Raw genomic sequence first — 17249 nt, 5'->3', positions numbered from 1 at the left:
CTCGGATGGGAATCCCGCGGCTACGTCCATCGGAAGCGAAGCGGTGGAAACCCGCATTCGGTTTGCAGCAGATCCCGACGAGTATCTGGACGCTTGCGTTGCCGGTCCTAGCTCAGCTGGCGTTCGTCTGGATCGGTATGCCGATGCAGTACGTCGCGGGCGCGGTGTCTTCGCTGGGTCTGTTTGTGGTCTACAGGAACTGGCGGGAGCTGTCCTCGACCCACCGTCTCACTGCCGTCAGTGTCTGCGGCCTGATCCTGCTCTTTGCAATCTACTTCGAGCTGAGTCGACCGACTTACGCCGTCGTCAGCTGACTCATCCACGGTCGGGCCTCCAGCACCGCGGAAGCGACGCTCCTACCGCAGGCCCTGTTGTGTGAAGAGCAGTCCGCCCACCCCGGGGATGGGGTGGGCGGCCACGTAGCTTCCTCCCTGAGCAGCGACTCAGTCGGACAACGGCTCCCAGGCGAACCCGTCCGGGTCGGTGAACGCCCCGGACGCGCTCCCGAGGGCGATCCGGTGCGACCCGGTTCCCTCCGGCGGGACACCGGCGTCCTTGGCGAGCGCGCGACGACCGTAGAGCGCCAGCTTGACGCCCGTCCCGTCGGTGGCGAACTCGACGTACTTGCGGCCGAAGCTCTTTGCCACCTCCAGCCCGTGGTCGACGTAGAACTCCTTGCTCGCCTTGACGTCGTCCACACCGAGCAGCAGCACGATGTCGTCGATCTGCCGGGTGGCCGGGCCGCTGTTCTTCTTTGACGACGTCGCGACCTTCCAGATCGCGCCGTCCGGGGCCTGCACCACGCCCCCGTAACCCCAGAACCCCTTCTTGACCGGCTTCAGCGACGTGGCGCCGGCTGCGAGGGCCGCGTCGACGAAGGCGTCGACGATGTTCGGCTGGGAGACGACGAGCGAGAGGGTGTAGCCGCGGAAGCCGGTCGTCGGCGCCTCGCCGGCGCGGACGACCACGTGGTCGCCGACGCCGAAGGCCGCGTAGAAGGCCTCGGCGGCCGTCGGGTCGGGAACATCGAGGATGACGGTATTGACGGTGGTCCGGGACGTGGTTGCGGTCATGTCAGTTCACCTCGTTGATTCGGATCAGGTTGCCTGCGGGGTCCCGGACGGCGCAGTCGCGGATGCCGTACGGCTGCTCGATCGGTTCCTGGACGATGTCCGCGCCGCCGGACTCGAGCAGCGCGAAGGTCTTGTCGAGGTCGGGGGTGGCCATGGTGAGGATCGCGTACGTCCCCTTGGCCATCATCTCGGTGATCGTCCGGCGCTCGTCGTCGGTCACACCGGGGTCGGCGGCCGGCGGGTGCAGGACCAGGGACATGCCCGGCTGGTCCGGGTGACCGACAGTGATCCAGTACATCCCGTTGTAGCCGACCTCCTTGCGGACCTCGAAGCCGAGGAGGTCGCGGTAGAAGGCCAGGGAGGCTTCGTGGTCGGTGTGCGGGAGGAATGCGGAGTGAATTGTGATGTCCATGACGACAACGCTAGGCGTCGTTGCGGGACTACGCTTCTCGATTCCTGATCGGTCTGGTGACCTGCTTGGTGACGCACGGCGGCAACTCCGCGTCGTGACGGGACTGATCCCGGTAGACGCTGGGCGGCACCCCGACCAGCTCGGCGAACCGGGTGCTGAACGTACCCAGCGACGAGCAGCCGACCGCGAAGCAGACCTCGGTGACGCTGAGGTCGCCCCGGCGCAGCAGCGCCATCGCGCGCTCGATCCGCCGCGTCATCAGGTAGGAGTACGGCGACTCCCCGTACGCGAGCTTGAACTGGCGGCTCAGGTGCCCGGCCGACATGTGCGCCGCGCGCGCGAGCGCCTCGACGTCCAGGGGCTGCGCGTACTCCCGGTCCATCCGGTCCCGTACCCGGCGCAACCGCGCGAGGTCCTGCAGGCGCTGCTCCGCGCTGTTGCTGCTCGTCACCTCCGAGATCGTGCCACCTCGCGCCGCCGGTTGCCCGGTGACGCGTCACCAGGTGTCGGGGACGTCCTCGGCCGCGCCGAGCGACTCCATCAGGTGCCGGATCGCGGTGCAGTCCTGCATCAGGCGGTGGTCGCCCGGCCGTGCCGCGGCGTCGGCCAGCATCGCGGCGGCGTGCGGGACCCCTTCGGCCGCCAGGATCGCCGCCCAGGTCGAGTAGTCGGTGCCGGTGAAGGCGTCGACGCCGGTCACCAGGGCGCCGATCAGGGTTCGCCGGTCGTCGGCGCCGAGGCGCTCGTACACCGCGCCGGTCAGCTCCGCCGCCACGGACGCGTGCGCCCGCTCGTCCCGCCGGTGCAGGGTGACGGTCGCCCGGTTCACCGGCTGCAGGTCGGCGTCGTCGCAGAGCAGGCTCAGGTAGGCGCCGATGGACGTCTCCGCGACCGTGCAGAACGCCAGCGTGGTCAGCGCGGCGGACCGCGGGTCGGCCTGCGCCAGAACCTCCTCCCGCTGCCGACGCACCGTCAGCCCGTACGGCAGCGCCGAGTCGGGCATCGACCGGCCGCGGTGCGTGCGGGTCAGCGCGCTCGCGTTCAGGTGCATCAGCGTGTGGTACTGCTCGTCGACCATCGCCTGCACCGCCGCGGCCCGCATGCCGTCGCCGAGCCCGGTGCCCAGCCCGTCCTGGAAGAGCAGCTGGAATCCGGGGTTGACCACGTGCTGCTCGATGTCCACGACGCTCTTGTTGTAGGCGATCCACCCCCACGCCCGGATCCGCTTCCGGGTGCCCCTGTCCAGGTCCCGGTAGCGGGCGTCCTCGCCGAACGGCAGCATCGACTCGGGGAAGTCCGCCCTCTCCGGCTCGAACAGCGCGTCGAGATCCGGCTCGCTGCGCCGCACCGTGGCCCGGCGCGGCCAGCTGCGGACCAGCCCCCGGACCACGGCGCTGTCCACCACGTCCGACGGGTCGAAGTCCGGCAGCGCCGGGATCCGCAGCAGGAAATCGGCCGACGGGTCCACGTCCCCGGTCACCGGACCGGCCCCCCGAAGATCCGGGCGCACAGATCCCCGTACCGCTCGGCGTCCTCGCCCAACGGCGTCAACGCCGTCACCAGCAGCTCCTCGAACTCCGACTGGGTGCCGTGTTCGCACACCCGGGTGAGCCGGGCGAGTCCGTCGACCAGCGCCGCCCGCGCCGCCGGCGCCGCCGGGTTGCCGGCCTGCACGTCCCAGTACACCTCGGGCCGGCCCAGCCCGATCCGCGCCAGCAGCGACAGCATCACGGTGTGCGGCGGCGGCGCCACCGCGGCCAACTGGGCCGCCGGCACCCCGAGGTCCGCCAGCGCCAGCCCGAACGCCAGCACCGCCGCGTGCGTCACCACCTGGGTGGCCGCGCACAGCCGGTCGTGCTCGTCTGCGGCCAGCCGCACCAGCTTGGCGCCCCCGCCCTCCAGCAGCCCCAGGAAGCCGCGTACGTCCGCGCCGTCGTTGTGGACCACCACCGCCACCACGCGTCCGGCCATCCCCAGCGACGGCGCGAACATGGGGTTGATGCCCACCGCCTGCACCGCGGGGGCGTGCTCCCGCAACGCCGCGGCGTAGCGGGACTTCACCGACAGGGTGTCGACCAGCAACGCGCCGGGCCGCAGGAGGGGCGGCAGGGTGCGCGCCGCAGCGAGCGCCACCGGCTCCGGCACCGCGAGCACCACCGTCGCGGCGTCGGTCAGCGACTCCACCAGGTCGGGTGCCGTACCGGTGACGTCCGTCGGCCGGTCCGGATCCCGGGGGTCGAGGACGCGCACCTCGGCCCCGGACCCACGCAGCAGCTCGACCAGCATCCCGCCCACCGCACCGCCGCCGCCTGCGACGGCCACGGGCGGCCGTGCGGTCACGATGATCCCGGGCCCGACCGCGGCGTCCGGTCGCCGGTCATCGACAGGCAGCGACGCATCGTCAGGGCCTTGACCATGATCTCCTCGAACTCCTCCTCCGGGTCAGACAGCGCCACGATGGCGCCGCCGACGCCGAAGGTGACCTGGTCGGCGGTGGCGACCATGGTCCGGATGACGATGGAGAAGTCCGCGGTGCCGGTCAGCGAGAAGTAGCCGATCGCACCGGAGTACACCCCGCGCGGCCCGGCCTCGAGCTTGTCGATGATCTCCAGGGTGCGCATCTTCGGCGCGCCCGTCATCGACCCGCCGGGGAAGGACGCGCGCATGCACTCCACCGCCGACACGTCCTCGCGGAGGGTGCCCCGCACCGTCGAGACGAGCTGGTGCACGGGTGCGTACGTCTCGACCTCGAACAGGGCGGGCACGTGCACCGAGCCCGGGACGCAGACCCGGGACAGGTCGTTGCGGACCAGGTCCACGATCATCAGGTTCTCGGCCCGGTCCTTCTCGCTGTCGAGCAGGTCCGTGCGCAGCGCCACGTCGGCCGCGGCGTCGCGGGCACGCGGCCGGGTGCCCTTGATCGGCTTCGACTCGACCTGGCGGTTCCCGTCGATCCGCAGGAACCGCTCCGGGGAGGCGCTGAGCACCGCCAGGCCGGGGAACTGCAGCAGCGCGTTGTACGGGGTGGGACTGATCTCCCGCAGGCAGGCGAAGCCCGCCAACGGGTCGATCCCGCCCTGGACCGTCCCGACGTTGGTCAGGCACACCTCGTAGGACTCGCCGGCACGAATCTCGGCCAGGGACTGCTCGATCAGGTCGAGGTAGGTGTCCCGGTCGTGCCGGAACCGAACCTCGACGTCGGCGGCCGCAGGCACCAGCGGCGGCGGCGGAGGCGGCCCACCGCTCACCTCGGCGATCCCGATCAGCGCGTCGGTCATCGCCTCCAGCCAGCGCACGTCCTCCGGGAGGGTGCCGCTTCCGTCGTCGAGGGTGAGCAGGTAGCAGCAGCCCTCGTCGTGGTCGATCACCAGCGCGCGGTCCGCGAACGCCATCGCGGCGTCGTCATGGGGCGAGGCGTGCACCAACTGCCCGCAGGTGTCCGCCTTGAGCTCGTACCCGAGATACCCGACGTAGCCGAGGGCGAAGTCGAACGGCACATCCGGGTGGGACTCGACGGTGCGCTCGCGGAGGCGTTCGTCGAGGTAGTCGAAGAAGGTCGAGTGGACCTCCTCGTCCGGCAGTCCCCGCCGCTGCACCCGGACGGTGGTCTCGGCGACCCGGTAGGTGACGTACTCCGCCCGGGGCCCGGAGCAGTCGCCCATCACCGTGAAACGGGCGTCCACGTCGGCCGCGGCACTGCCGTCGAGCCAGAAGCTGTTCGGACCGTCCACGAACAGCGTCCGGAAGACCGTGTGCGGGTCGAGGTCCCGGTCGACCCGGTCGCTGCGCACCCGGTAACGCGGCGCCGTGGCCTGCGCGGGCTCGACGCGGGGTGCGGGGTCCGTGCGGGAGGACGCCCGGACCGGGGTCAGGTCCCTGAAGTTGGCGAGCAACTCCCGCCCGTGCTCGGTACAGATCGACTCCGGGTGGAACTGCAGGCCCCACAGCGGCTGGTCGCGGTGCCGCACCGCCATCACCACCCCGTCGCTCGACCGGGCCTGCACCTCGAGCTCGTCCGGCAACGCTTCGACGGCCAGTGAGTGGTACCGGACGGCCCGGAACGGCGAGGCGATCCCGGCAAACAGCCCGGCACCGTCGTGCTTGATCTCGCTGATCCGGCCGTGCATCGGCTCCGGCGCCAGCTCGACCGCGCCGCCGAACAGGTAGCACAGCCCCTGGTGCCCGAGACAGACACCGAGCACCGGCAGCCCACTCGCGGTCAGAGCGTCGGTGCTGATCCCGAAGTCCCGTCGCCGATCCGGGCGACCCGGACCGGGGGAGACGACGATGTTGTCGAAGTCGGCCAGCCGCACCGAGTCCCAGTCCGCGTCGTTGGCGACGACCACCGGAACCTGTCCGTTCACCTCCGAGAGCAGGCTGTACAGGTTGTAGGTGAAGGAGTCGTAGTTGTCGACCAGCAGTGTCCGGACGCCCATGTCGCATCCTCAGCCGTCGTGGTGCAGGGGAGTGGCGCCGCCGGTGCCGGCGCCGTCGATGATCAGGTCCTCCACCCGGCAGGTCTCCGCGATCAGCACGTCGTAGAGGTCGTCGAGGAAGTCCGGCGAGAGCTGATGGCTCCGGGCGTAGGACCGGGCATGGTCGTGGACGAGGCCCATCCGCGCCGGCTGCAGCATCGGGATCGAGTGTCGGCGCTTGAGCACCGCGATCCGGCAGCACACCTCGATCCGGCGCCGCACGATCTCGAGCAGGTCGCTGTCGATCTCGTCCAGTTCTGCGCGCAGTTTCTCCAGCTGCTGCTGCGGATCCTGGTCCTCGAGAGGATGGGGCGCCTCGATCGGCCGTGTGGAGCGGCCGGTGTCGGCGGGTCGGATCGAGTTCTCCATGTGCGGCACCCCTTGCAAAGTCTGCACCAGCACGCCGGTCGACCCACGCCGTACGAGTTCGTCCTCCCGCGTGCACTTCGTTCCCCGAGCGCCTCCATCGTCTCACGGAGGCTCGCGCGCCGCCCCCACGATCACGAAACTCTGATCATCGAAAGTGCGGCAGAGAAAACGCTGCCCGGCCCGGATTGTGGTCCGGACCGGGCAGCGGGTCGAAGCGGGGAGTCGATCTGACCCGATCAGCCCAGGTCGACGATCTTCCAGTTGTCCCCGTCGCGGGTGAGGACGATCTGTGCGGTCGAGTCGGTGGCCTTGCCGTTCAGCTCGGCGACGTCCTTGGTGCTCAGCTTCGCGGTGTCGCCCTCGACGACAACCTTCGTCGCGTCGTACTTCAGCTCACTCAGCTTGGTCAGCGCCTCGGCGCCTGCGTTCTTGTGGCCCGCGTTCACCGCGGACTCGCAGGTGCCGTCGGGGCCGGTCGTCGCCAGCTTGGCGGCGAGCTCCGGGTCGAGGTAGCCGCAGGCCTTGGGCCCGTCGTCGGCACCGAAGGCGGAGTAGTAGGAGCTGAGCGTGTCCACCACCGCGGTCTGATCGGCGGTGGCGTCCGACGAGGAATCCTCGGAGGAGGAGCAGCCGGACGCGACGGCGACAACGGCGAGGGCCCCGAGGGCGAAGGCGGCGACCCGACGACCACGCCGGGGGGAGGTAGAGACAGTGGACATGACCGACGACAACATCGTTCTCTTGTGCTCCGTGACTGTGAGGGAATGGGACCGCGGCATGTTACCGGTGAGACGCATGTGGCGATTCACTCCCGTCGCGCCGACCGCTGGCTGAACGCTACAACAGTCCCGGACACGCCGAGCACACTTGGGCAAAGGTGCGAACCTCCGGCGCCGGGCAGGTCCGGGGGAGTCGAGTCGGCGTGCCCGGTCGCCGGATCCGGCCTACGCTGATTCGGCAGCGTGGCCCACTCGTCTGTGAGGAATCGGATGTCCACGACTTCGAAGAGCGTGCTCGGCATGGTCGTGACGGTGGCGGCGCTCAACATCATCGGCTGGGGGGCGCTGCTACTGCTGGTGGTCCCTGCGCGGTACGAGTTCAACGGCGGGGTGTTCGGCGTCGGGCTCGGCGTCACCGCATACACGCTCGGCATGCGGCACGCCTTCGACGCCGACCACATCGCCGCCATCGACAACACCACGCGCAAGCTCCTGGCGGAGAAGAAGAAGACGCTGACGGTCGGGTTCTGGTTCTCGTTGGGCCATTCCACGGTGGTGTTCGTGCTGGTCCTGCTGCTCGCGTTCGGCATCAAGCAACTCGCGTCGAGCCTGCGGGACTCGGACTCCGACCTGCAGCGGTGGACGGGCCTGTTCGGCACCGCGGTGTCCGGCACCTTCCTGATCCTCATCGGCCTGCTGAACCTGGCGTCGCTGATCGGCATCTACGCGGTGCTGCGCAAGACGCGGGACGGGCAGTTCGACGAGGACCGCCTCGAACGCGAACTCGACTCCCGGGGCGTGATGAACAAGCTGCTCGGTCCGCTGGTGCGGGCGGTGCGCGCGCCGTGGCACATGTACCCGGTGGGGCTGCTGTTCGGGCTGGGGTTCGACACGGTGACCGAGGTCGGGCTGCTGGTGATCGCCGGCGGGGCGGCGACCACGGGCCTGCCGTGGTACTCGATCCTGGTGCTGCCGGTGCTGTTCAGCGCCGGCATGTCGCTGTTCGACTCGCTGGAAGGGTCGTTCATGAACTACGCGTACGGGTGGGCGTTCGCCCGGCCGGTCCGCAAGATCTACTACAACCTCGTCGTCACCGGCCTGTCGGTGGCGGTGGCGCTGCTGATCGGCGGGCAGGAGATCATCTCCATCGTCACCGCACGCAACGACATCACCACCGGGCTGCTCGGCCGGATCGGCGGCCTCGACCTCGGTTCGATGGGCTTCGTGATCGTCGGCCTGTTCGTGGCCACCTGGTTGGTCGCGGTGCTCGTGTGGCGCTACAGCGGGATCCAGGAGCGCTGGGAATCCCGGTTGGTCAAGGACCGGGTCGGAACGGACTGATCCGCCGACAGCGGATCATTACGTCACAGTGACGAATACCGGTGGGGCGGCGGGATGGGCCGGACACGGCAGCGGGAGCGGTCACCACGAAACCGGGCGCCGCAAGGGTCGGTGAACATCGCCGAAATCCGGAGATGACGACGGCTGGGCCGACGGACGGCCGGCGACGAGACTGCGGTCCGCATCGAGGCCGCAAGGAACGACGGGCGCCGCGGCCGGGCAATGAGTCGGCACGCACGTGAAGCGTCGGGGCCGACGCGCCGAGTCGCTGCGGACGCACGCCGGCGGACGCAAGTATCGGACGGTTGCCGGTAGGCGATTATCTGACCACTGCGAATGCAGCCATCCGATAATGTACATTATGTCATTTTGCCTTCACGGGGCCGCCCCCGAAGGAACTGCACGGGACCGCATTTGGCGACACGAGCCCGGAGGTACGAGCCGGCGACGGGCGCGAGCGGCACCCGGACATCAGCTCGACTGGGAGCCGGCCCCACCTCCCGGACGCAGGACCGGCCCCCGGGTCGACGGCCGAGTACCGCCGGACACGGTCACGCATTCGATCATGCATCTGGTCGTGCCGACGCGAATGGACGCGAACCATCGGATGCGGCGGGTCGACGTTCGACCGCATGACCGTCGGAGCAGTTTTCGGCCCACGCGGGATTGCGACTGCGGAGCACTCCTCGACCGAGGGTCCGCGCGCACCCCGACCATGTTTCATGGATAATCACTGTTATCCATGAAACATGCTGCAGCCCAATAGTTTACGTGACATTGAACCTGCGCGCTCGGTGGCCGACACGACGCCCGCCCGCCCCACCGCCTCACCCGACCGCTACCCCGCTGCCTGCGGTCCCGCCCTCCGGTTCGGCGCACCCCACGCTCCCCTCCGCCCGGACGCGTCGCAGCCTCCCCTGCGCTCGACCTCGCCCACCGGACCGACCGAACGGCCGCACTCCCCTGGTCGGCCTCCCGGACGAGCCGGTCAGGCCCCGAGCCGCCATTCGAGTCGACCGTCGACCACGGCCGGCGTCCACCCCGTGTCGAACTCGGCGCCGGTCTCGAGGCTGTCCGCCAGGTCCGCGAGCATCGCGCTGACCGAGACCCACCGCGGGCCCTCGTCGTCGCAGTCAACCTTCCCGAATGCGGTGACGCAGCCGTGCAGCGGCCCGGGACGGGCGTCCACGACCAGCAGGTAGCCGTCGAGACCGGCGAACGGGACGAACTCGGGAAGGTACGTTCCGGCGATCTCGCCCGCGGAGGCGTCGGGGTCCGGGGCACCCATCTCCTCGTCGAACTCGCCCCAGACTTCGAGCTCCATGGCGCGCTCCTCGACCGCGCGCTCCAGGTCGAACATCTCGTTCATGGGAAGCAGCTCGACGTGTGCGGCCGGCGGGAATCCGTTGAGCTGCGCGAAGAGTTCGGCGAGCTCCGCCGGCCAGGTCACCCCCGTCGCCTGCCGCGCGCTGTCGATCGCGGATTCGTCGGCGCCGGCGATCGACGGCGAATCCAGGTTCGCCCGCAGCCACCGTGCGATTCGCCCCCACTGCTCGGTGACCGATCCCGACGGCGTCGAGTACTTGGTGGAGCCCATTGTGCCTACCTCCGTTGTTGACCTTGAGTGGTCGGAACCATAGCGCCGCACCCCGACACCCACCCGCGACGCGGCGCCAGGTCCCCTGCCCGACGCCGCCGGAACGAGTCCGCTGCGGTTGACCTGCTTGACTTGACCTGGTTGACCGTGGACGATGGTGGCATGAGCAGCCCACTGACAGACGTCATGGCAGCGGAGATCGCCGCCAGCGGTATCGACGAGACCGAGCTGAACCCGGCCGACGTCCAGTACGTCGAGCACCGGATCCGCGACGTGCTCTCCGGGCTCAAGGCCCGGCGCGTCTGGGAGAACCACATCGGCCCGATCCTCACCCACAAGCAGACCCTCGAACTGACGGGCTGGACGAAGCAGGCCCTGAGCCAGGCCGTGCGCGACAAGCGGGTGCTGCGCCTCGAGGCCGAGGACGGGACCGCCGGCTACTCGGTCACCGGGTTCGACGAGGCCATCCCGGCCAAGCCGATCCTCGGGATCAAGGACGTGCTGCGCGCGTGGTCGCACGCCGACCCGCAGGGTTGGACCGTCGCGTCGTGGCTGATGACCGAGCAGCCCGAGCTTGGTGGCCGGACGCCGCGGGCGGCGCTGCTGGACGGGGACGTGACCACCGTGGTCGCGCTCGCCCGACAGGCTGGCGAGCGGCTGGCCGCGTGAGCGCACCCCGCGCCACGTCCCACCTTGCCGCCCCGCCTCCCCCGGACCTGCTGCGCGACCGCTTCCCGGTCGCCACGCTCAGGGCCGGCACCCGGTTGCACCGCACCCACGGGGCCGCGTACAGCCCGTGGTGGTTCGGCAGCCGAGGGTACGGCCGGTTCGACCTCACCGACCCGTACGGCACCTGCTACACCGCCGAGTCGGAGGACGTCACCCTGCTCGAGACCTGGGGCGGCATCCGCGTCATCCCCAGCACCGAACTCACCGGCCGGACGATCTCGCAGCTCGAGCTCGCCGTGGACGTGACGGTCGCGGACCTGACCTCGAACCTGGCGGTGCAGTTCGGGGTGACCGCGGAGATCTTCACGACGGTGGACTACGGGGCGACGCAGGTATGGGCGGCCGCACTGCGCGAGGCCGGACACGCCGGCGTCCGGTACTGGGCGCGCCACGACCTCTCCCACACCCACGCATGCATCGCGTTGTTCGACGACGCCGGCGACCGTACGAACAGCGCAGGGACCGGCGACTACCTCGTCACCCGCACCGACAAGCTCGCCGACCGCGGCGACCTGTTCGAGCAGCTGCGCGAGACGTCCGGGATCACCGTGCTCGCCATCCCCCACTCCCTCTAGGCCCGACCCCGTCCCCCTCAAATGTTGGGGTCTGAACTGCGGCTCAAGGTGAGCCGAGTACGGATGGTGATGCGGTGGTCGGGAATTGGGCCGATAAGCCACGTTATGCCATTGATACACCGACCCCGACGGAGACACGGACTCCCAATCGGGTGCTCGGCGGCGCCCACGCTCGCCGCCGCGTCAGTCGCACCCACCACCGCTGTCGGAGGATCCCCCGCTGTCGCCGCAGCCTCCACCGAAGGATGTCCCCGCGTCACTCTGACCGGACGTGAATCCGCTGGCATCCCCCGCGCCCGACGAGCCCCGGCGCGCCTGCGCCGGCGGCTGCTTCCTGGTGGCAGCGCGGAGACCGAAGAACAGCAGGAGCGCCAACAGCGCCAGAATCACGAAACTCGTCACACGCCGGAGCATTCCGCACTCCGACGCCGCGACAAAATCTCGATCCCGGCCCGGCACATGAACGAGCTCGCAGCCAGCGGCAGCACGCCCATGCGCGCAGACACGGGCGGACTACCGGTGTGGGTACCCGGGCTCAAACAGCTCGCGGGTTGGAGGACGCGTTCCCGCTGAGCCCGAACGGGCCGTCCGGAGTCCCGACCACCGACAGACCCATGTGCAGGATCGGGAACGGGCGCCCGTCTCCATCGGTCGCCGATCGACTCAGCACGACGAAACCGTGGCGCTGGTAGAAGCCGACAGCCTGCGGGTTCTGCTCGTTGACGTCCAGGCGCAGATCGGGATGGCGCTCGATCGCGCGGGACAGCAGCGCGGAACCGACACCGTGCCCGCGGCAGGCACCGTCGACGAAGAGCATCTCGAGTGAGTTGCCCGCGAGCCCGGCGAAGGCCACCGGTGCCTCCTCGATCTCCGCGACCGTCAGTTCGACGGCCGGAAGATAGTCGCTGAGCATCCGTGACTCGTAGAAGTCGACATCCTCCGGGGTGAGAAAGTCGTGGGTTGCCTCCACGGCGCTCCGCCAGATGCGCACGAGTGCCGGCCACTCCGCCTCGCCCTCGCACGGGCGGAGAACCAGTTCCTTGGATGTGCTCATGGGTGCATGACTACAGACGGCTGAAGGCGGTTGTCAACCGACTTTGGCCCGTATTCAACGGGGCCCGGCGCGTGAGCGCCCTTCCCCGCCGCCGAGGCGGCTCGCCCTAGCCGGACGGATGGGTGTGCGCGTGGGCCTGCCGCGCGGCGACCACTTCCTGCAGTTCGGCATACCGCCGGCGCTCATGCTCGTCGGAGGATGTCTTCGACGCCTCGGGCACCACGTAGGCGTCCGGGCCCGGGAAGACCAGCGTCTCGTGGTCGTCGTTCATCCACCGGACGAGATACGGCGGACCACCGTCCTCCGAGTGCACCTCGCGGATCAGCCCCACCTGGTCGGGCTCGTCCACAACGGTTCCCTTGATCACCATCCAGTCACCGGGTACTGCGTGCATTGTCCTGCCCTCCTAGGGCGCGAATGCCGACGGTCGCGGCCGATCCGGCCACCTTGATCATCCTCCGCCGGGACCGTTTGCCCAAGGGCGACGCCGATCCCCTCCCCTCCCCTCTCCGGTGCGGTCGGCAACGGGAGTACTGCGGTGCGGGAGACGAATTCGGGGACTCAGCACCGGTTTCCCCAAACTGCCGATAAGTTGGATTATGACATTATTATCCTTGTTCTGCGCGACGGCCCACGCGGATATACGAGGCATACATGCAGGTGGTAGCTCTGTTGGGCACCGGGAGCGCGCGGTGCATCTCGCCGTGCACTCCCCGATCACCACGACTTCCGTCGCAGTTCACAACCCGCCCGCTGACAGAGCGCTCTCCCCTCCCCCACACGGCGGCGGCGGCGTGACTACTGCGTCAGGCTGCTCACGCACTCGTTTCGTCAGGTGGACCAGCGAATAGCCACCCGGAGTCGGAGTGCGATGTGTCTCCCGATATCCGAATCGGGAGTAGAGCCGCAGATTACCGAGGCTGCGCTCGCCCGTGAACAACTGCAGATCGGTGACCTGCTCGGGTAGTCGCGCTTCCGCCAACTCGTGCAGTCGACTGCCCCAACCCCGGCCCTGCATGTCCGGGGCAACGACCAGCCTTCCCAACTCGGCGGTGTGCGGGTCCGTCGGCGAGAGGTGCACCCGTACCGCGGCGACGAGACGCAGAGAGCCATTGCGCAACCCGAACGCGGTTACGCCGGGCTCAGTCAGCTCACTCGCCAACTCGTCGAGGGACTGCATCAACGGGGGAAGGTTTACATCGTCGTGGGCCTGCGCTTCCGTCACGTACGCAGCCCTCTGCAACGTCAGAAGCTCACCCACATCCTCAACCGACAGCGTCACGAATTCCATGCGTGGCGACTATTCCAGCCCCATAGGCCCGCACTCCATTGGCATCCGCCCGGGCTGCGCCTGACCCCGGACAGGCCCCATCGGTGGGGTATGCGATGCCACAATCAGCAAGTGGACTTCGACAGCGTCGCCGACGAGCTCTACGCGGTTACCCCGTCCGACTTCGTCGCCGCCCGACGCACCGCGGTGGCGAACGCCAAGGACGCGGGCGAGAAGACGCTGGCGAAGGAGGTCGGCGGCCTGCGGAAGCCCACGACCACCGGGTGGGCGCTGAACGTGCTGGTCCGGGCCGAGCCGGCAATTGTCGATCAGCTGCTCGACCTCGGGGCGGCCCTCCGCTCGGCGCATCAGGCACTACGCGGCGACGAGTTGCGGTCCCTGGCCGCCCAACGTGCCGCGGTGATTTCGGCGCTGACCAACCGTGCGGCTGCCGCGGCCCGGGAACACGGTCACGAGCTGTCCGAGGCCGTGCTGCGGGAGGTGAGTCAGTCGCTGACGGCGGCGATCGCCGACCCCGACATCGGCGCCGACCTGCGCCGCGGCCGGATGCTCGGTGCGGTGTCCTACAGCGGGTTCGGGCCGGCTGCGCTCGCGTCGGTGCCCGCACCGGCCCCCGCTGCGGAGGAGACGCCGCCAGACGACGAGCGCCAGGCACACACCGAAGCCAATGATGACGCCGTGCGGCGAGCGCACGAGGAGGCACTGCGGAGGGCACAGGCGGCGGTCGACGAGGCGCAACGCGCTGCGCACGAAGCCGCGTCCGACCTCGACGAGGCAGCCAAACGGTCGAGAGACGCCCATCGCCGGGTCGAGGAACTCCGGGACGAGCTGACGCGGGCCGAGCAGGAGCGACGGTTCGCCGACTCCACACGTCGGGCCGCCGAGGAGGCTGCGCAGCGCGCGACCGCGGAGCTGACGCGCGCCCGGGAGCTCGCTGCCGAACTCGACGACACGTGATCGAGGCCGATCACTGCCCTAAAGCTCCACGCTAGGACGACCCCTCACCGTCGAGGGTTTGCGATCCGGCTTTCACACTGAGCTTGCAGGAACACCCACCGATCGAACACCGTCCGAACGGACGAAATGCCCGGTGGCGCGTGCGCCGACGAACAGGCCGATCAGGGCCAGCCCTGCTGCTCGACCACCGCGACCGTCGAGCCAATCCGAGCACTTCCGCTCCAGCGAACCCTGCGGGATCGAACGAGATTGCACCGCAGGCTCGTTGGAGTCACCGGTCGTGACCGTCAATTCGTCGGCAGGCACCCGGTCGACGACGGATCCGCAGTCGACCCGCCGCGGACCAACGCTGTCGACCGGGAGGGAGACGGGCACCAGGAGCGCCGCCCCGCTCACCCCGACGGCCATCAGTGCGAAGAACGCGCAGGTCGCACCGAACAGGACCGAGTACCGACCGCGGTGACGGCGCTTCCACCAGAGGTAGGTGAGCGCAAGTCCGGAACCGAGGTACGGCAGCCACGCCCAAGGGAAGAGCAGCCCGAGGAGCACGTAGGCGAACGCGGCCGTGACCGTCCAGAAGACAGCGGTGAGCCACCCCGTACGTGATCCCGGGTCGCGTGAATCCATGGGCGCCATCGTGCGATCCTCCCCGACCAGCCGGCTCAACCCGCTGAGGCCGGCGCACGACCGCGCTACTCGTGCTCAGCGCATCCCGCCCAGCACGACTCCGATGAGCCTCTCGGCCGAGAGTTCCGTGCGCTCGAAGTCGCCGGTGATCAAGCGATCGGACAGCAGCCCCCGAAATCCCGCCGAGATCATCGTCGCGTCCGCCGTCGCGATGCCACGCGACCATCCCGAACGCACCATCGCGGCAGCAAGCGCCCCGATGACGGTGTCGAGCGCCTTCTCGGCGAAGTCCGCGAAGGGTCCGGGCTGGGTGGGTCCGATGGCAATGACCTGCAGCAGGATTCGGGTGCTGACCGCGTCGTCGCCGACAGTCATGGCTGTCCACGACTCACGCAGCCGCGCTTCGAGGCCGGCGGCGTCCGACACGTCCGCGAAGAACGCGTCGAAGTCGGGCCGCTGGGTTGCCAGCGCCTGCACGAGCAGCTCTTCCTTGGTGCCGAAATAGTGGATGAGCATCCGCGAGGTGGTGCCCAGCGCCGCGGCGAGTGGCCGCAGCGACAGGTCGGCCAGTCCGTTCTCGCCGATGTACGTGACGACGCCGGCGAGGAGCGCGGCGCGTTTGTGGTGATCGGGTGGTCGAGCCATGTGTTGACTGTAGCGGTCGCTCCAGGTATTCATTTGCTCATGAACGTAACAACTGCTTCACTAACTGCAGCCAGGCCGGTCGTCGTCACCGCAATGGCGGCGACGACCTCGCTGGCGGACGACGTAGACCGCACGTGGACGGGACTGCTCGACGGCCAGAGCGGCATCGGACTGCTCGACGACGAGTTCGTCACCGACCACGACCTACCGGTGCGCATCGGCGGCAAACTCTGCCTGCGTCCGAGCGACGAGCTGACCCGCGTGGAACTGCGCCGGATGTCATTCGTCGAGCAGATCGGCATGATTCTCGGACGTCGGCTGTGGCGGTCCGCGGGGCTACCCGAGGTAGACCGGGAGCGGCTCGCCGTCGCCATCGGGACCGGACTCGGCGGGGGTGACGCCCTCGTGGACGCCGTCGACACGCTGCGGGCGGGCGGATACCGCAAGGTGTCGCCAATGTCCGTACCGATGATCATGCCGAACGGCCCAGCGGCGACCGTCGGGCTCGAGATCGGCGCGAAGGCCGGCATCTTCACCCCGGTCTCCGCGTGTGCCTCCGGATCGGAGGCCATCGCCCACGGCTGGCGGATGATTGCCACGGGTGAGGCCGACATGGTGGTCGCGGGCGGCGTCGAGGGGCGGATCGGCGCCGTGCCCATCGCGAGCTTCTCGATGATGCGGGCGATGAGTCAACGCAACGACGAGCCGGTACGTGCCTCGCGGCCGTTCGACCGGGACCGTGACGGGTTCGTCTTCGGCGAGGCCGGCGCGTTGCTGCTGCTCGAGTCCGAGGAACACGCCAGGGCTCGGGGGGCCGAGGTCCGCGGGCGAGTAGTGGGTGCGGGCATCACCTCCGATGCGCACCACATCGTGGCGCCCGCACCGGACGGTGAAGGCGCCGCCCGCGCGATGCGCGCGGCGATCCGTACCGCCGGACTGTCGGCGTCGGACATCGCGCACGTCAACGCGCACGCCACGGCGACACCCGTCGGCGACGCGTCCGAGGCTGCTGCGATCGCTGCGGTAGCAGGGGACGCGACGGTGTACGCCCCGAAGTCGGCCCTCGGCCACTCGATCGGCGCGGTCGGTGCACTCGAGGCGATCCTGACCATCCTGACGCTCGAGAACCAGGTTGTGCCGCCCACCCTCAACCTCGACAACCAAGACCCGGCAGTCGAACTCGACATCGTGTCCGGAGCAGCACGGCAGCAACGGATCGACTACGCACTGAGCAACTCCATCGGATTCGGAGGGCACAACGTCAGCCTCGCATTCGGACGGAGCTGACGCTCTGCCTGTCGGGCGGTGCCCCGCCGTCACCGTTCGTAGGGTTCTCTCGCTCGGCATGCAAGCATTCACCTCGGCACCAGGGCACGCGGGCCGGT

General features: G+C 69.4%; 20 protein-coding genes. 6 read left to right on the top strand and 14 right to left on the bottom strand.

Annotated features, from left to right (window positions below; all coding sequences use genetic code 11):
• Positions 1–5: 5 nt before the first annotated feature.
• The gene (locus tag ACFO6S_RS12240; RefSeq protein WP_378417280.1) at positions 6–314 is read left to right on the top strand and encodes a hypothetical protein; all 309 of its coding nucleotides are present in this window, start codon (positions 6–8) and stop codon (positions 312–314) included.
• 129 nt (positions 315–443) lie between these two features.
• On the opposite strand, the gene ACFO6S_RS12235 is transcribed toward ACFO6S_RS12240, so the two are convergent.
• From ACFO6S_RS12235 to ACFO6S_RS12200, 8 genes are all read right to left on the bottom strand, one after another.
• On the bottom strand, positions 444–1073 hold the full coding sequence (locus tag ACFO6S_RS12235) for a glyoxalase (protein WP_378417279.1): 630 nt from the start codon (positions 1071–1073) through the stop codon (positions 444–446).
• Between the two features lies 1 nt (position 1074).
• A complete protein-coding gene (locus ACFO6S_RS12230) occupies positions 1075–1485 on the bottom strand; it encodes a VOC family protein (RefSeq protein ID WP_378417277.1) in 411 nt (136 codons plus the stop codon).
• Positions 1486–1513: 28 nt separating this feature from the next.
• On the bottom strand, positions 1514–1936 hold the full coding sequence (locus ACFO6S_RS12225; RefSeq protein ID WP_378417276.1) for a helix-turn-helix transcriptional regulator: 423 nt from the start codon (positions 1934–1936) through the stop codon (positions 1514–1516).
• Between the two features lie 45 nt (positions 1937–1981).
• Entirely contained in the window at positions 1982–2965 is a 984-nt protein-coding gene (locus ACFO6S_RS12220; RefSeq protein WP_378417274.1) for a diiron oxygenase, read from the bottom strand.
• Positions 2962–3831 carry a prephenate dehydrogenase/arogenate dehydrogenase family protein gene (locus ACFO6S_RS12215; protein WP_378417675.1) on the bottom strand — a complete coding sequence of 290 codons (870 nt, stop codon included), beginning with the start codon at positions 3829–3831 and terminating at the stop codon, positions 2962–2964. The genes ACFO6S_RS12220 and ACFO6S_RS12215 overlap by 4 nt, the downstream gene beginning before the upstream one ends.
• Complete coding sequence (gene pabB / locus ACFO6S_RS12210) at positions 3822–5921, bottom strand: aminodeoxychorismate synthase component I (protein WP_378417273.1); 2100 nt, start codon at positions 5919–5921, stop codon at positions 3822–3824. The genes ACFO6S_RS12215 and pabB overlap by 10 nt, the downstream gene beginning before the upstream one ends.
• A 9-nt stretch (positions 5922–5930) precedes the next feature.
• Positions 5931–6329 (bottom strand): chorismate mutase family protein, encoded by a 399-nt coding sequence (locus ACFO6S_RS12205; protein WP_378417271.1) that lies wholly within the window; start codon positions 6327–6329, stop codon positions 5931–5933.
• A 236-nt stretch (positions 6330–6565) separates the two neighbouring features.
• Positions 6566–7048, bottom strand: coding sequence for a hypothetical protein (locus tag ACFO6S_RS12200; protein WP_378417270.1), 483 nt, complete (start codon positions 7046–7048; stop codon positions 6566–6568).
• A gap of 270 nt (positions 7049–7318) precedes the next feature.
• Between ACFO6S_RS12200 and nicT the strand changes: the two genes are divergently transcribed.
• A complete protein-coding gene (nicT, locus tag ACFO6S_RS12195; RefSeq protein ID WP_378417268.1) occupies positions 7319–8389 on the top strand; it encodes a Nickel transporter NicT in 1071 nt (356 codons plus the stop codon).
• 988 nt (positions 8390–9377) lie between these two features.
• On the opposite strand, the gene ACFO6S_RS12190 is transcribed toward nicT, so the two are convergent.
• Complete coding sequence (locus ACFO6S_RS12190; protein ID WP_378417266.1) at positions 9378–9986, bottom strand: SMI1/KNR4 family protein; 609 nt, start codon at positions 9984–9986, stop codon at positions 9378–9380.
• Positions 9987–10148: 162 nt separating this feature from the next.
• Here ACFO6S_RS12190 and ACFO6S_RS12185 point away from each other — a divergent pair, with 162 nt between their 5' ends.
• A complete protein-coding gene (locus ACFO6S_RS12185; protein ID WP_378417264.1) occupies positions 10149–10655 on the top strand; it encodes a hypothetical protein in 507 nt (168 codons plus the stop codon).
• Positions 10652–11290, top strand: coding sequence for an RES family NAD+ phosphorylase (locus tag ACFO6S_RS12180; RefSeq protein WP_378417262.1), 639 nt, complete (start codon positions 10652–10654; stop codon positions 11288–11290). The genes ACFO6S_RS12185 and ACFO6S_RS12180 overlap by 4 nt, the downstream gene beginning before the upstream one ends.
• A gap of 535 nt (positions 11291–11825) precedes the next feature.
• On the opposite strand, the gene ACFO6S_RS12175 is transcribed toward ACFO6S_RS12180, so the two are convergent.
• The 3 genes from ACFO6S_RS12175 to ACFO6S_RS12165 all read right to left on the bottom strand — a co-directional run bounded on the left by ACFO6S_RS12175 (position 11826) and on the right by ACFO6S_RS12165 (position 13635).
• Complete coding sequence (locus tag ACFO6S_RS12175; protein ID WP_378417260.1) at positions 11826–12344, bottom strand: acetyltransferase; 519 nt, start codon at positions 12342–12344, stop codon at positions 11826–11828.
• 106 nt (positions 12345–12450) lie between these two features.
• A complete protein-coding gene (locus ACFO6S_RS12170; RefSeq protein ID WP_378417258.1) occupies positions 12451–12738 on the bottom strand; it encodes a DUF1918 domain-containing protein in 288 nt (95 codons plus the stop codon).
• 345 nt (positions 12739–13083) lie between these two features.
• Positions 13084–13635, bottom strand: a complete 552-nt coding sequence (locus ACFO6S_RS12165; protein ID WP_378417256.1) for a GNAT family N-acetyltransferase — start codon at positions 13633–13635, stop codon at positions 13084–13086.
• A 111-nt stretch (positions 13636–13746) separates the two neighbouring features.
• Between ACFO6S_RS12165 and ACFO6S_RS12160 the strand changes: the two genes are divergently transcribed.
• Positions 13747–14592: a hypothetical protein gene (locus tag ACFO6S_RS12160; protein ID WP_378417255.1), complete on the top strand. Its 846-nt coding sequence runs from the start codon at positions 13747–13749 to the stop codon at positions 14590–14592.
• Between the two features lie 72 nt (positions 14593–14664).
• On the opposite strand, the gene ACFO6S_RS12155 is transcribed toward ACFO6S_RS12160, so the two are convergent.
• Together ACFO6S_RS12155 and ACFO6S_RS12150 are read right to left on the bottom strand one after the other, a co-directional pair.
• The gene (locus ACFO6S_RS12155; RefSeq protein ID WP_378417253.1) at positions 14665–15219 is read right to left on the bottom strand and encodes a hypothetical protein; all 555 of its coding nucleotides are present in this window, start codon (positions 15217–15219) and stop codon (positions 14665–14667) included.
• Positions 15220–15294: 75 nt separating this feature from the next.
• Positions 15295–15864, bottom strand: coding sequence for a TetR/AcrR family transcriptional regulator (locus ACFO6S_RS12150; protein WP_378417251.1), 570 nt, complete (start codon positions 15862–15864; stop codon positions 15295–15297).
• 39 nt (positions 15865–15903) lie between these two features.
• Between ACFO6S_RS12150 and ACFO6S_RS12145 the strand changes: the two genes are divergently transcribed.
• Positions 15904–17151 carry a KasA/KasB family beta-ketoacyl-ACP synthase gene (locus ACFO6S_RS12145; protein WP_378417249.1) on the top strand — a complete coding sequence of 416 codons (1248 nt, stop codon included), beginning with the start codon at positions 15904–15906 and terminating at the stop codon, positions 17149–17151.
• Positions 17152–17249: the final 98 nt, after the last annotated feature.

This window comes from Rhodococcus kronopolitis, from assembly GCF_042654025.1.
Lineage (GTDB): Bacteria > Actinomycetota > Actinomycetes > Mycobacteriales > Mycobacteriaceae > Rhodococcus_G > Rhodococcus_G kronopolitis.
This window is presented reverse-complemented; position numbering and strand designations above follow the sequence as displayed.

Bases quoted from the DNA above. Each gene is read 5' to 3' on its own strand.
- nicT (WP_378417268.1), top strand. From the start codon at position 7,319: ATGTCCACGACTTCGAAGAGCGTGCTCGGCATGGTCGTGACGGTGGCG.
- ACFO6S_RS12175 (WP_378417260.1), bottom strand. From the start codon at position 12,344: ATGAGCACATCCAAGGAACTGGTTCTCCGCCCGTGCGAGGGCGAGGCG.
- ACFO6S_RS12145 (WP_378417249.1), top strand. From the start codon at position 15,904: ATGAACGTAACAACTGCTTCACTAACTGCAGCCAGGCCGGTCGTCGTC.
- ACFO6S_RS12205 (WP_378417271.1), bottom strand. From the start codon at position 6,329: ATGGAGAACTCGATCCGACCCGCCGACACCGGCCGCTCCACACGGCCG.
- ACFO6S_RS12200 (WP_378417270.1), bottom strand. From the start codon at position 7,048: ATGTCCACTGTCTCTACCTCCCCCCGGCGTGGTCGTCGGGTCGCCGCC.
- ACFO6S_RS12240 (WP_378417280.1), top strand. From the start codon at position 6: ATGGGAATCCCGCGGCTACGTCCATCGGAAGCGAAGCGGTGGAAACCC.
- ACFO6S_RS12155 (WP_378417253.1), bottom strand. From the start codon at position 15,219: ATGGATTCACGCGACCCGGGATCACGTACGGGGTGGCTCACCGCTGTC.
- ACFO6S_RS12165 (WP_378417256.1), bottom strand. From the start codon at position 13,635: ATGGAATTCGTGACGCTGTCGGTTGAGGATGTGGGTGAGCTTCTGACG.
- ACFO6S_RS12150 (WP_378417251.1), bottom strand. From the start codon at position 15,864: ATGGCTCGACCACCCGATCACCACAAACGCGCCGCGCTCCTCGCCGGC.
- pabB (WP_378417273.1), bottom strand. From the start codon at position 5,921: ATGGGCGTCCGGACACTGCTGGTCGACAACTACGACTCCTTCACCTAC.
- ACFO6S_RS12235 (WP_378417279.1), bottom strand. From the start codon at position 1,073: ATGACCGCAACCACGTCCCGGACCACCGTCAATACCGTCATCCTCGAT.
- ACFO6S_RS12185 (WP_378417264.1), top strand. From the start codon at position 10,149: ATGAGCAGCCCACTGACAGACGTCATGGCAGCGGAGATCGCCGCCAGC.
- ACFO6S_RS12230 (WP_378417277.1), bottom strand. From the start codon at position 1,485: ATGGACATCACAATTCACTCCGCATTCCTCCCGCACACCGACCACGAA.
- ACFO6S_RS12170 (WP_378417258.1), bottom strand. From the start codon at position 12,738: ATGCACGCAGTACCCGGTGACTGGATGGTGATCAAGGGAACCGTTGTG.
- ACFO6S_RS12190 (WP_378417266.1), bottom strand. From the start codon at position 9,986: ATGGGCTCCACCAAGTACTCGACGCCGTCGGGATCGGTCACCGAGCAG.